Origin of the sequence: Curtobacterium sp. WHRI 8282, assembly GCF_040223925.2 — a bacterium.
Lineage (GTDB): Bacteria > Actinomycetota > Actinomycetes > Actinomycetales > Microbacteriaceae > Curtobacterium > Curtobacterium flaccumfaciens.
In genome coordinates this window covers 803,765-816,504 of record NZ_JBEHCD020000001.1, presented here as the reverse complement: position 1 = coordinate 816,504, position 12,740 = coordinate 803,765, and the positions used below count along the sequence as shown (strand labels likewise).

General features: G+C 72.8%; 12 protein-coding genes. 9 read left to right on the top strand and 3 right to left on the bottom strand.

Going from position 1 to position 12,740, the window contains the following annotated elements:
• The first annotated feature begins 75 nt into the window (after positions 1-75).
• The 8 genes from ABRP24_RS04000 to ABRP24_RS03965 all read left to right on the top strand — a co-directional run bounded on the left by ABRP24_RS04000 (position 76) and on the right by ABRP24_RS03965 (position 7,465).
• Positions 76-1,413, top strand: coding sequence for a uracil-xanthine permease family protein (locus tag ABRP24_RS04000; protein WP_176707921.1), 1,338 nt, complete (start codon positions 76-78; stop codon positions 1,411-1,413).
• 183 nt (positions 1,414-1,596) lie between these two features.
• The gene (locus tag ABRP24_RS03995; RefSeq protein ID WP_349847567.1) at positions 1,597-2,907 is read left to right on the top strand and encodes an MATE family efflux transporter; all 1,311 of its coding nucleotides are present in this window, start codon (positions 1,597-1,599) and stop codon (positions 2,905-2,907) included.
• A 35-nt stretch (positions 2,908-2,942) separates the two neighbouring features.
• The gene (locus tag ABRP24_RS03990; protein WP_371836709.1) at positions 2,943-4,160 is read left to right on the top strand and encodes a lipopolysaccharide biosynthesis protein; all 1,218 of its coding nucleotides are present in this window, start codon (positions 2,943-2,945) and stop codon (positions 4,158-4,160) included.
• 54 nt (positions 4,161-4,214) lie between these two features.
• A complete protein-coding gene (locus ABRP24_RS03985; protein WP_071248852.1) occupies positions 4,215-4,466 on the top strand; it encodes a hypothetical protein in 252 nt (83 codons plus the stop codon).
• A complete protein-coding gene (locus ABRP24_RS03980; protein ID WP_071248849.1) occupies positions 4,451-4,759 on the top strand; it encodes a hypothetical protein in 309 nt (102 codons plus the stop codon). Before ABRP24_RS03985 ends, ABRP24_RS03980 begins: the two co-directional genes overlap by 16 nt.
• On the top strand, positions 4,760-5,272 hold the full coding sequence (locus tag ABRP24_RS03975) for a hypothetical protein (protein ID WP_301597410.1): 513 nt from the start codon (positions 4,760-4,762) through the stop codon (positions 5,270-5,272).
• Positions 5,265-6,029 carry an ABC transporter ATP-binding protein gene (locus ABRP24_RS03970; protein ID WP_349847569.1) on the top strand — a complete coding sequence of 255 codons (765 nt, stop codon included), beginning with the start codon at positions 5,265-5,267 and terminating at the stop codon, positions 6,027-6,029. The genes ABRP24_RS03975 and ABRP24_RS03970 overlap by 8 nt, the downstream gene beginning before the upstream one ends.
• Positions 6,026-7,465 carry a hypothetical protein gene (locus ABRP24_RS03965; protein WP_176707914.1) on the top strand — a complete coding sequence of 480 codons (1,440 nt, stop codon included), beginning with the start codon at positions 6,026-6,028 and terminating at the stop codon, positions 7,463-7,465. The genes ABRP24_RS03970 and ABRP24_RS03965 overlap by 4 nt, the downstream gene beginning before the upstream one ends.
• 43 nt (positions 7,466-7,508) lie before the next feature.
• On the opposite strand, the gene ABRP24_RS03960 is transcribed toward ABRP24_RS03965, so the two are convergent.
• Positions 7,509-8,642 (bottom strand): substrate-binding domain-containing protein, encoded by a 1,134-nt coding sequence (locus ABRP24_RS03960; RefSeq protein WP_349847570.1) that lies wholly within the window; start codon positions 8,640-8,642, stop codon positions 7,509-7,511.
• Positions 8,643-8,757: 115 nt separating this feature from the next.
• Between ABRP24_RS03960 and ABRP24_RS03955 the strand changes: the two genes are divergently transcribed.
• Positions 8,758-10,041: an MFS transporter gene (locus ABRP24_RS03955; protein ID WP_349847571.1), complete on the top strand. Its 1,284-nt coding sequence runs from the start codon at positions 8,758-8,760 to the stop codon at positions 10,039-10,041.
• 1 nt (position 10,042) lies between these two features.
• Here the strand turns inward: ABRP24_RS03955 and ABRP24_RS03950 are convergent, their stop codons facing one another.
• Entirely contained in the window at positions 10,043-11,566 is a 1,524-nt protein-coding gene (locus ABRP24_RS03950) for a helix-turn-helix domain-containing protein (protein WP_035809322.1), read from the bottom strand.
• Entirely contained in the window at positions 11,563-12,657 is a 1,095-nt protein-coding gene (locus ABRP24_RS03945; RefSeq protein WP_301600420.1) for a DUF917 domain-containing protein, read from the bottom strand. The genes ABRP24_RS03950 and ABRP24_RS03945 overlap by 4 nt, the downstream gene beginning before the upstream one ends.
• Between the last annotated feature and the right edge of the window lie 83 nt (positions 12,658-12,740).

Here is a 12,740-nt window from a genome sequence, read left to right as displayed (position 1 = left end):
CACGATAGCCACCGACCCCATGGGGCAGGTCGATCCGGGTCGTCACCGGAACACGGCTGCCGGTACGGTCTTCGCATGGGACTTCCGTGGAAGCTGCACGGAGACGGCAAGACCGTCTCCGCGACGACGATCGTGGCACCCGACGAACGGCTCACCTGGCCCCGGACGATCGGACTCGGGGTGCAGCACGTCGTCGCGATGTTCGGCGCCACGTTCCTGGTGCCGCTGCTGACCGGGTTCCCGCCGTCGACGACGCTGCTGTTCAGCGGCATCGGCACGATCCTGTTCCTGCTCATCACGGGCAACCGCCTGCCGAGCTACCTCGGCTCGTCGTTCGCGTTCATCGCCCCGATCGGTGCGGCGACCAAGATCGGCGGCATCCCGCTCGCCCTGTCCGGCATCATCGTCGTCGGCGCGCTGCTCGCGATCGTCGGGCTCGTCGTGCACCTGGCCGGTGCCGGGTGGATCGACCGGCTGATGCCCCCGGTGGTCTCCGGCGCGATCGTCGCCCTGATCGGCTTCAACCTGGCTCCGGCGGCCCGCGACAACTTCACGGCGGCCCCGGTCATCGCGCTCATCACCCTGGCGGCGATCATCCTGGTCACGGTCCTGTTCAAGGGCCTGATCGGCCGGCTGTCGATCGTCATCGGTGTGCTCGTCGGCTACGTCGCGGCGCTCATCGGCGGCCAGGTCGACTTCTCGAAGGTCGACGCAGCACCGTGGATCGGTCTGCCGGAGTTCACCGCTCCCGCCTTCGACCCGTCGCAGCTCGCGATCTACCTGGCGTTCGTGCCGGTCGTCCTGGCACTGGTCGCCGAGAACGTCGGCCACGTCAAGGGCGTCGGGCAGCTGACCGGCCGTGACCTCACGCCGCTCACCGGTCGCGCGCTCTTCGCCGACGGCATCTCGACCGTCCTGGCGGGCGTCGGCGGCGGCTCCGCCACCACCACCTACGGCGAGAACATCGGCGTCATGGCCGCCACCCGCGTCTTCTCGACCGCCGCCTACTGGGTCGCCGCCATCGCGGCCGTCCTGCTCGGTCTGTCACCGAAGATCGGCGCCGTCATCTCCTCGGTGCCGGCCGGCGTGCTCGGCGGCGCCACCACCGCGCTCTACGGCCTGATCGGCGTCATCGGCATCCGGATCTGGGTCGAGAACCGCGTCGACTTCTCGAAGCCGAAGAACCAGCTGACGGCCGGCATCGCCCTGATCATCGGCATCGCCGACTTCACGTTCCGCTTCGGCCAGGCGAGCTTCGGCGGCATCATCGTCGGCACGATCGCCGCGATCGTCGTCTACCACGTGATGGACGTCATCGGCCGGGCCCGTGGCACCGACGAGCCGTCGACCGAGGCCGCCGACCCCGCACACGCCGCCACCGGCGCCGTCCCTGCGGAACCGCGCGCCGACTGACGCGAGTGGTCGGCCGGAACACGCGTCCGGCCTGACGACGTGGGACCACCGGACTGGAGGCCCGTGGCGGACACGGCCACGGGCCTCCAGTCCGTCACGGGGTCGCGTCCACCCCGCCCGGCGACCACGACGGGTCGGCATCGCCGACAGAATGGGTCGGTGCACCGACCGACGCGACCCGCTGTGACCGCTGAGCGGCGCGCGGTCGACCGCGACATCGTGCGGCTGGCGGTGCCGGCGCTCGGAGCGCTCGTGGTCGAGCCGCTGTTCCTGCTGACCGACACCGCGCTCGTCGGGCACCTCGGGGCGACGCCGCTGGCGGCTGTCGGGCTCGCGAGTGCCGTGCTGTCGACGGTGACCGGGCTGCTGGTGTTCCTGGCGTACTCGACGACCCCGGCCGTGGCACGGGCGCTCGGTGGTGGCGACCGTCGCGGAGCCGTGCACGCGGGCATCGACGGCATGTGGCTCGCGCTCGTGCTGGGGGTGGTGCTGGCGCTGGTCGGGTGGCCGCTCGCCGGACCGCTCGTCGACCTGTTCGGCGCCTCAGCCGAGGTGTCGGCGGCGGCGACCGCGTACCTGACCATCTCGCTGATCGGGCTGCCCGGCATCCTGGTGGTGACCGCCTCGACCGGACTGCTGCGTGGGCTGCAGGACACGAAGACCCCGCTCGTCGTCGCGACCATCGGGTTCGTCGCGAACGGGTTGCTCAACGCCGTCCTGATCTACGGCGCCGGCTGGGGCGTCGAGGGATCCGCCGCCGGCACCGTCATCGTGCAGTGGGCGATGGCCGTCGTCTACGTGCGCATCGCGGTGCGGGCCGCTCGGTCGTCGGGGGCACCGCTGCGACCCGGCGCCTCGGGCGTCGCCCGGGCACTGCGGTCGGGGGCATGGCTGTTCCTGCGGACCGCGTCGCTGCGGATCGCGATGCTCGCGACCGTCGGGGCCGCTGCCGGGCTGGGGACAACCGGGCTGGCGACGACCCAGGTCGGGCTGACGGTGTTCTCCACCCTGGCGTTCGCGCTCGACGCCCTGGCGATCGCCGGGCAGGCGCTCGTCGGGCACGGACTCGGCGGACGTGACCCGGAGCGGGTGCGACTGGTGACGCGACGGCTCGTGCTGCTCGGGATCGCCGGCGGTGTGCTGCTCGGGGTGCTGACCCTGGCGGTGAGCGGCGTGCTCGGGCCGGTGTTCTCGGGTTCGCAGGCGGTGCGGGACGCCCTGCCCGTCGTGCTGGTGCTCATCGCCGTCGGGATGCCCGTCGCCGGGTACGTCTTCGTGCTCGACGGAGTGTTGATCGGCGCCGGGGACGCGCGGTACCTGGCCACCGCCGGAGGCCTGAACCTCGTCGTGTACCTGCCGCTGCTCTGGTGGACCGGTGGGACGCTCGCGGGGCTGTGGGCGGCCTTCGCCCTCGGCTACATCGGGGTCCGGGCGGTGACGCTCGGTGTGCGGGCACACCGGCGCGGCTGGGTGGAACAGGCGTTGGCGCGGTGAGCGGGCCTGCTGCTTCTGCGGGCCCGTCGTCTTCGGTGGCTTCGTCGGCCGTGCTCGCCACGGTCGGCATCGGGGTGCAGGGTGTCGCGAAGCTGCTCGTGACCGTCGTCGTCGGTCGGGTGTTCGGCACCGAGACCCTCGGGCAGACCACGGCGCTGCTGTCGCTCTCGGTGTTCGTCGCGCTGCTCTGGCCGAACGCCGCGGGCAACACCGCGTCACGGTTCCTGGCGATCGCGCTGCGGGGTCGGCGGTCGGACGCCGCGGTGAACCGGCTGCTCGGGGTCTCGATGCTGGTGTCGAGCGTGGTGCTCGCAGCGGTCACCGTGCCGATCGCGCTGGCCTGGGGCAACGGCCCCGGCATGGTGCTCGGTGGTGCCGCGGTCGTCGTCGGCTACGGCCTCTACTGCTACGCCCGCGGCGCGCAGCTCGGCTACGACCGGGCACCCCGGGTCGCACTCTGGGACTCCGTGACGAGCGTCCTGGCGCTCGGGCTGCTCGTGGTGGCGTGCGTCGCGCGGCTCGAGCCCTTCGTGCTGCTGCCCCTGGCCATCGGGTACACGGTGTTCGCGATCGCGTGCTGGCCGCGGGGCAACGGCTTCGCGTCTGCTTCGCGTGAACCCGCCGCCGGGGTGCTCGGGTTCGCAGCGTGGAACGTGCTGGCGGTGGTGACCTCGAACGGGTTGCTGCAGTTGACGATGATCTCGGCGCAGGTGACGTCGTCGGCGCACGACGCCGGCGTCTACGCCGCCGCGTTCACCCTGGCGACGCCGGCGTCGATGCTCGGGCAGGCGTTGGGGCAGGTGCTCGTGCCGGCGTTCGCGCACCGGACCGACGGTGGATCGTTGCGCTCCCGCGGGGCCCTGCTGCTCGTCGTCGGGTTCGCTGCGGCATCCGCCGTCGTGTTCGGCCTGGTCGCCCTGCTCGCCGGGTGGTTCCTGCCGATCGTCTACCCCGCCGAGGGTGCCGCTGCCGTCGCGGACCTGCGGTACCTGATGGTCGCCGTGTGGGTGTTCACCGTGGGGCTCGTGCCCGCCGCGTTGCTGCTCGCCGCTGGACGCTCACGGCAGGTCGCCCTTGCCTCGGTCGCGGGGTTCGTCGTCGGGGCTGGGCTCATGGCGGTGCTCGGACCCGTCGCCGGTGTCGCGGGTGGCACCACGGGGTTCTTGGTGGGGAGTGCGGTGAACCTGGTCGCGGTGGTGGGGCTCGGGGTGCGGCGGCGATCGCGATCTGCGATACCTGACTCCATTGATTGACAGCGTGGCACTCGGGGTGCAGTGTGTGACATGTCAGTCAACGAAGGAGATGTCATGACCGCTTTGTCACCACACGCGACCGCCGCCCGTCTCTCCCTGACGGACGCTTGGCGATCCTCCCACCCGGCCGTCCGGACCAACAGCGTCATCCCGATCATCATCGTGGTCGCGATCGTCGTGCTCCTCGCACTCGGCGCGACCGTGGTCATCGGTGCGGTCGCGCTGTGCGCCGCGAACGGCGGGGTCCTCGACTCGGTCGTCAACCTGTCCTCGTGGGAGGTGCGGGTCACATGCCACAAGCTGTAGCAGCCAAGCGTGCAGGGCTGTACGCGGCGCTCGGGGGCCTCCTCGGTCTCGTCCTCGGCGCTGTCGTCGACGGCGCGATCTGGTTGTGGGCGTTCGCGTCCGCTCTGAACGGCGACGGGCCGACGTCCTTCGGACCGATCGTCGAGGTCTCCGGATCGGCGGATGCGGTCACCGCGGTCGGTGGACCGGGACTGCTCATCCTGCCACTCGGGTTCGCGCTCCTCGGCGCCGTCGGAGCAGGGCTGGCCGCCCGACGACGCGGTGCCCGACGCACTGTCGCTCCGCTCGGGTAGGTGCTCGCAGCACGGTCCGACGCCTGGGTCGCGGCAGTGACCGCCGCGACCCAGGCCTCCTGGCGGTTGGTCGTCGCCGTGTCCGGTGTCGTCCTCCTGCCAGCGACCACGATCTCCATCATCTCCGCGGCGTCCTTCGGCAGCGGGACGGTCATCCCGTTGGTGCTGTCGTTCATGCTGTTCGCGTTGTCGCCCTTCATCCACGAGCTCGCACACGCCGCGGCGCACGTCGCTCTCGCTGACCGGGAGCGGTCGATCGTCGTGGGCGTCGGCCGGTGGGGTTCCGGGCAGATCATCCGGTGGACCCTGCCCCGGACCGACGACGGCCTCGTCGCGATCGCCGGGCCGCTCGCGGCGACGGCATCCGGGTTCTTCGTCCTCGCGCTGCCCCTGCCCTACCTCATCGCCTATCCGATCGCAGCACTGTTCATGGTGCACCTCCTGAGCCTCACCCGCAGCGCTCCAGACGGGCACCAACTCCGTACCGCACTGCAAGGAGCTCCCGATGCTTGACCTCCAGGCCGTCTCGAAGTCGTACGGGCGGCACGCCGTGCTCAGGGACGTCTCCGGCACTGTGAACGCCGGCGAGGTGGTCGCGCTCGCCGGTCCGAACGGTGCAGGGAAGAGCACGCTCATCCACATCGTCACCGGCTTGACCAGGCCGTCCGCTGGCGTGGTCCTCGTCAGCGGCGTGCCCGTGTCGGCCGGTGGACACACGGGCATCGGGTTCTGTCCTGACGACTTGCCGATGCCCGAGCTGCTGACCGGACACGAGTACCTGGACTTCGCAGAGGCCCTGCACGGATCCCGCGTGGGGCGACGGCACCGTGAACGACTCCTGGAGTGCTTGCACCTCGAGGACGCTGCGGCTCGCCTCGTGTCCACGTTCAGCCACGGGATGAAGCGGAAGCTCCAACTGCTCGCGGCGCTCCTGCGGGCCCCGAGCCTGCTGGTCCTCGATGAACCGCTGCGCGGTCTGGATCCGGAGTCAGCCGCGCTCCTGCGAGCGTTGATCGGCGAGTTCGCACGCCAAGGAGGCGCGGTCCTGCTCTCGACCCACGACCTGGCCTCTGCAGAGTCGATCGCCTCCCGGATGCTGATCCTCCAGCAGGGCCGGCTCCGGATGGACGAGCGCGTCGACGCCATGACACAGCACGGCAGATCGGTCGAGGACGTGTTCCTCGAGATGACCGGGATCCAGGAGTCCGTTGCCCGGTCGAGCAGGCTCTTCATCGACGCGCTCGCCCGCGCGGAGCGGTCGCGGCGATGAAGGCGACCGTCGCGGTCGCGCGCACGACCGTCCTGGTCCTGCGGCGACACCTGGTGCAGAGCGTCGGCGGGCGGCTGGCGGCCTGGCTGCTGGCGTCGTTGCTGGGCATCGCCGTGGTTTCGTACAACTTCTTCGCCTACGAATTCCTCACCCGGTTCCTGCCCGCGGACCTGCCGACGTCCTCCCTGATCAGCGGTGACGTCCTGGTCGACGCGTTCACCGCGGCACAGGTCACCACGGCGGGCGGCATCGCGGTCCTCGTCCTCATCGTGGCACCTGGCCACTCGGAGCTCCGGACCGCCGCGCAGGTGCTCTCAGCGAGACGGTTCCATGCACGGGTCGGGGAGTCGCTGCCGTTCACCCTCCTCGTCGTCCTCGCATCGCTGCTGCTCGCCATCGGACCGGCCGCGTACCTGACGTCCCTGGTCGGCAAGGGCCCACTGTCGTTCGCCATCCTGCTCGGGGTGAACGCGGCCACCGCCGTCGCGGTGGTGCTCGTCGGTGAACTGGTGCGGCTGCTCTGCACGGGCGCCCGGCTCGCCGCCGCGACGTCGCAACTCGGGGTGGTGCTCGCGGCCGTCACCCTGGTGGCCCTCGCCGTGTACGACTCGACCGCGTCTGCCCGCGAGAACCGCACGCCGTCCACAGCGACCTGGGTCGACGCGGTCACCGGCGGGCACGGTGTCGATGGGTCCGCAGCTGCGACGGCGTTCGCGGGCCTCTCCGCCGCGGTCCTGACGGCGAGCGTCCTCGGCACCCGGTTCGCGCAACCGACAGAACCGATCAGTCAGCCGCACCGGCTCGTCACGCTGCGGCACGCGCTGCCGACGCACGTGGGGTGGCTCGGCCGGGAAACCGCGATGGCCCTCAGGCAGCCCCTCGCGCAGATCTCCGGGACCGTGTCGTTGGCGGCGATCGTCCTCCTGGGCATCGCGGTACGCGGAGGGGCGCTGCCGCTCGCGACCGCCGTCGTCGCTGCCGGCATGGTCGCTGCCGCGCCGCTGGAACTGGCATGGGCACGGGTCGCACGGTGGGCGTGGATGTACCGGAGTACCGGGATCAGCGCGACGCACATCGTCGCGACCCAGCTCGGGGCCGGCGCGCTGCCGGCGCTGCTGCTCTCGGCCGTCTTCTACACGGCGGTCGGGGCGCCTCCGACGGCAGCGGCGCTCGTGCACCACCTCGCGGTCCTGGCAGCGGCCGCCGCGATCGCGTACCTCGCCGGGGTCCTCGTCCCCGCCGACAGCACTGTGCCGGCCGCCGTCGTGGTGACGTCGACGGTCGCCGTCACGGCGGAATCCGTCCTCATCTGGGTCGGCGGCCAAGCGGACGGCGCAGGGCCGTGGTTGCCTTCCCTGCTCTTCTCCGGAGCCGGACTCCTCGCTGCCGTCGCCGCAGGGCTGCGCGTCGCTCGTCGGCTCGACGCCGACGGATGACAGCGGTCCTGCACCCCGCTGGCGGAGCGACACGGTGCCCGTGTCAGCGGGTGTCTGATCCCGGCGGCGGCCCGGTCGTGTCCCCCACCCGCAACTCCGACGTGAACGACGCCGGTTGCGGCTCCGCCCCCTCGAGCATGGCCAGAGCGGCACGTGCGGCGGCCTGGCCCTTCTGCACGAAGGGCTGCACCAGGGTGGTCAGGTGCCGGATCGGGGTGCGGTGGAGCAGGCTGTCGTCCACCGTGATGCCGTCGAACCCGACGACGCTGACGTCCTCGGGCACACGGAGTCCGGTGTCGAGTGCGGCCGAGATCACGCCGACCGCGATCAGGTCGCTCTGCGCGATGACGGCGGTGGGACGGGGGCCATCCGGCGCGAAGAGCTCGGTGCCGGCGAGACGTCCCTCTTCCACCGAGCTGCCGGCGGTCTCGATCGCGACGGCGTCCGGGTAGACCTGGCGCACACCACGCAGGCGTTCGAGCGTGGTGAAGGCGATGCCCTCGGCCTGCCGGGCTGCGTCGATCGGGCCACGGCGGCGTGCGGCATCGAGGGGCAGGGTCACGACGGCCACGTCCTGGTGGCCGAGCCCCTGCAGGTACTCCGCAGCACGGCGTGAGGCATCTCGGTTGTCGAGCTGGACGGGGACAGCGCCCTCGATCTCGTCCGCCTCGATCGCGACGACGGGGATCTGCCGACGGCGCAGCACCGCGACGGCGGGGTCGATCCGGACGTTGCACCCGACGAGCACGACGGCGTCCATCGGGGCATCCACCAGCGGGCCGGCGCCCTGCTCGTCGTCGAGCGGACTCCGGACGAGCAGCAGAGAGGCACCGGCAGCACCGGCGACCTCGGCGATGCCGTCGAGCGTCAGGACGTTGACCGGGTCACGGAACGCATCGCTCAGGCGCTCGTCCATCACGACGCCGATGACGCCGGAACGGCCGCGGCGCAGCGAACGGGCACGGGGATCGGGGCCGCCGTAACCGAGGTCGGCGGCAGCGGCCAGCACGCGGGCCTTCGCGTCCTCGGACACCGGGCCGAGACCGCTGAAGGCGAGCGAGGCCGTCGACGGCGCGACACCGGCAGCACGGGCGACCGCTGCCAGCGTCGGGCGCGACGGACGTGTGGCGCCGCCGCGGGAAGGCGACGCGCCGGGTCCTGTTGCCGGTTCGTCCATCGCCCGTTAGCGTAGCCGGAACGAGCAGTCGAATCGATTCGACAGCCGCAAGACCAGCACTGACACGCACCAGAACGCGCACTACCGAGCGCGCCGCAGCACGATGGGAACCACCATGACGACGCCGTCCACCCGCACCGTCCCGACCACCAAGGCCTGGATCATCGCGGTGTTCGTGGTGTTCACCCTGTCCGGGCTCGACATCGCGACGTGGCTGGGACGGATCCCGAGCGTCCGCGACTCCCTCGGGGCGAGCACGTTCGAGATGGGTCTGCTCGTGCTCGGCATGGCCGTCGGCTCCATCGGCGGTCTGACGTTCGCCGGGCACATCGTCGCGAAGCTCGGTGCCCGTCGGGGCGTGCAGGTGGCTGCGGCGTGCCTGGCGGTCGGGATGATCTTCGCCGGGGTCGCGGTCACGCTCGGGTGGGGCTTCGCCGCCATCTGGATCGCGCTCATCGCGTTCGGCTTCGGCAACGGCCTGTGCGACGTGTCGATGAACGTCTCCGGCGCCGCCGCCGAGAAGGCCGGCGGACGCACGATCATGCCGCTGTTCCACGCCGCGTTCAGCCTCGGCACGCTCGCCGGTGCAGGCCTCGGTGCGCTGGCCGAGCGGTTCGAGATCCCGGTCTCGTGGCACTTCATCGTGCTCGTCGTCGTCACGAGCGCCGCCATGCTCGTCGCCGTCACGAAGTTCCAGGACGAGCACCGCTTCGAGCAGCCGGTGTCGACCGACACCAGCCCGGTCGCGACCCCGCTCACCCGCTGGCAGGTCTGGGCACAGCCCTCGACGCTGCTCATCGGCGTGATCGTGCTCGGAATGGCGCTGGCCGAGGGGTCCGCGAACGACTGGCTGCCCCTCGCGATGATCGACGGCCACGGGCTCGACAACGCCGGCGGTGCTGCCGTGCTGACGGTGTTCCTGGCCGCGATGACCGCCGGCCGCGTCGCCGGCAGCCCGCTGATCGACAAGTTCGGCCGCGTGCCGATCCTGCGCATCAGCGCCGCCGTCGCGGTGGTCGGCCTCGGCATGCTCATCTTCATCGACAACGTGCCGCTCGCGATCGTCGGCGTCGTGCTCTGGGGCCTCGGCGCGAGCCTCGGCTTCCCGATGGGCATGTCCGCCGCGGCCGACGACCCCCGCACCGCGGCCGCCAAGGTCAGCGCCGTCGCGACGATCGGCTACGTGGCGTTCCTGGCCGGGCCGCCGCTGATCGGGTTCCTCGGTGAGGAGATCGGCCTGCTCGGTGCGCTGTTGATCGTCTTCGTGTTCATCGTCGCGGCCGGCCTGGCCTCGGGTGCGGCGCGCGAGACCGGCGCCGCCGCCCGGCCCGCCCGCGGGACCGCCAAGACGAGCGGGACCCCGAAGCGCGAGACCGAGAAGTCCAGCAACAGGAACTGAATCAGCCGCCGTCGCCGGCCCGCGCCCGCGTCGCCAGGTGCAGGGCGAGCCGGGTCTCCGGGTCGGACAGGTCCACCCCGAGCAGCCGCTCCACCCGCGCGATGCGGTCGGACACGGTGTTCCGGTGCACGCCGAGCACCGCGGCGGTCTCGGCGATCGACGACTCCGCGTCCAGGTAGGCGGCGAGCGTCGTCAGGAGCGCGCCGCCACCGCGCTCGAGCGGTGCGAGCAACTGCCGCGAGGCCGGCAGGAACGTGTCCGTCTGCGTCCACGCGAGCAGCAGCTGCGCGAGCCCGAGCCGGTCGACGTGCACGAAGTGCCCGGACTCCGGACGGCTGGCGGCCAGGCGGGCGGCGTCGCCCGCCTCACCGAGCGTCCGGACCAGCCCGGCAGGGCCCGCCTGCAGACTGCCGACGCCCACGTTGGTCTCCACGGTGGTGCGGAGCGTGTTCTGCGCGCGCCGCAGCCGACCCGCGATGTCGGCCACTGCCTCCCGGCCGGGTTCGTCGGGTTCCGACAGCCACAGCACCCAGCCGTCCGCCTGTTCGACGACGACCGCGTCGAGTCCCTCGGCGCGCACCGCGGCGTCGACCTGCTGGCGGAGCGCGACCAGGTCGACGCCCTGCCGCGCGACCACGCGCGCGCCGACGTGCCAGGCGTCCAGCCGCCACCCGGCGGCGATCGTCCGCTGCACGAGCTGCGGGGCGGGCGCCCCGTCGGCCGCGCGGAGTTCGTCGAGCATCGCCATCCGGTAGCGGGCGTCGCGCTCGTCGTCGAGCCGGGTGAGCAGCAGCCGGTGCCCGACGGCGACGGCGGCCACCTGCAGGGCACTCGCGACCACCTGCTGTTCGGCGGCGATCGGGACGGGCAGGCCGATTGCCAGCCAGGCGCGCGGTCCGATGCCGGTGCCGACCGGGATCGCCACGAGCGTCTCGTCGACGCCCTCGGCGGTCAGCACGTCGCTCGTGCCGGCGCGGCGGACGAGCACGGCGCGGGCCGCGTCGTCGACGGCGGCTCCGCGGAGCGCCAGGCCCGAGGCGTCGAGGAACCGCACCGGGTGGCCGAGCGAGCGGTCGAGCCGGGCGAACAGGTCGTCGAGTTCGGGGCCGGCGTCGAGCGCGACGCGGGAGGCGTCGAGGGCTGCCCGGGCCGCCGGACCCATCCCGGTGCCGATGAGTTCGTGCAGCCGGACCGAGGTCGCCCACGGGTCCGGGGTAGCGAGCACGGCGACACCGAGCCGGTCGGCGAGCGTCGTGGTGCCGGGGCCGAGTTCCAGTGCCCCGTCGACGACGAGCAGGGTGGTGCCGGCCGCGGACGCCCGGCGCAGCAGCACGTCGAAGCGCGCGTCCGCGCGGTCGACGGGGGTGAGCAGCACGACGACGTCGTCGCCCTGCGACAGGGACCGGCCGACCTGGTCGGGGGTCCCCACCACCCCGCGGACGCTCCGGACCGCGGTGCTGCCGGCGCCGACGAGCAGGCGGGTGCCGGGCGGCAGGAGCGGGAGCAGGTCGCCGACGGCGTTCACGCGAGCACCTGGCCCACGGCCTCGGGCACGACGTCCGCGTCGATGCCGAACGCCCGCGGTCCCATGCGCGCGGTGCGGTCGGGGTCCGCCCACCACCACGGTGCCGACGGCAGCACGAGCACCGCGAGCTCGTTGCCGACCCGCGTGCGGTCGGTCGCCACCGGCGCGAGCGAGCGTGCGTCGACGACGGTGATGACGCTCGGGGTGCTGGCGACCGGCAGGCCGTCGACCAGGCAGTGCACGTACTCGCTGCCCGCCTCGACCCGGGCGACCGCACCGGTGCCGGCGTCGCGGATGGCCAGGCTGCTGCGGACGAACGCGAGCGCGTCCCCCTCGCGCTGGACGTCGATGACCCGGCCCTGCGCGACGACCCGGCCGCCGATGAGCGCGGCGAGTTCCGCCGCGTCGCGTGCGCCACCCGCTGCGCGTCCGATCCGGAGCGCGCGCTGCACGCTGCCGACGACGGCCCGCTCGCGCAGCAGCGCGACCGGGACCGGGCCGATCGCGAAGGCCGCCCAGCCGCCGCTGTGCGAGACAGCCTCGCGCCAGACGGTCTCGACGTCGTGGGGGTGCCGGGCGTCGACGACGATCCGCAGGCCGCTCGTGGTGGCCGCCGCCGCCGTGACCGTCGTGGTCGGGCCGACGAAGACCGACAGCTGGTCGATGCGCGGGACCGCGCGGCCGACCAGGTCCGCGTCGACGAGCGGCAGTCCGGCGGCGTGTGCGGTGAGGGCCGCAGCCGGTCCGGTCACGCCGCCGATCTGCGCGGCGACGACGGCGTCGGCACGGGTGCCCGTCCAGCGTTCGACCGCCGCGAGCGCGGCCGGCAGCTCCTCACCGCTCGGCATCTTCTCCTCGAGCACGGTGGTCGACCCGATCAGCCCGACGGCCACCACCGATCCGAGCGCGGGGTCGTCGAGGTCGACGACCGGCACGCTGTGGTCGCCGAGTGCGAAGCGGAGCGCGCTGACCATGTGGTCGACGCGGCCGCCACCGCCGCAGCCGAGCAGGGCGGTGCCGCGTCCGAAGACGGTCGCGTCGTCGGCCTGGAGGCCCGCCACACCGCCGCCCCGCCGCTCACCCTGGTCCATGGGTCCATTCTGCTGCCGTGGTCGGGTTTCGGGGCCGGAGCCCGGGGCCGGGGGCCGGGGGTCGGGTGCACGGGCCGGGCGCC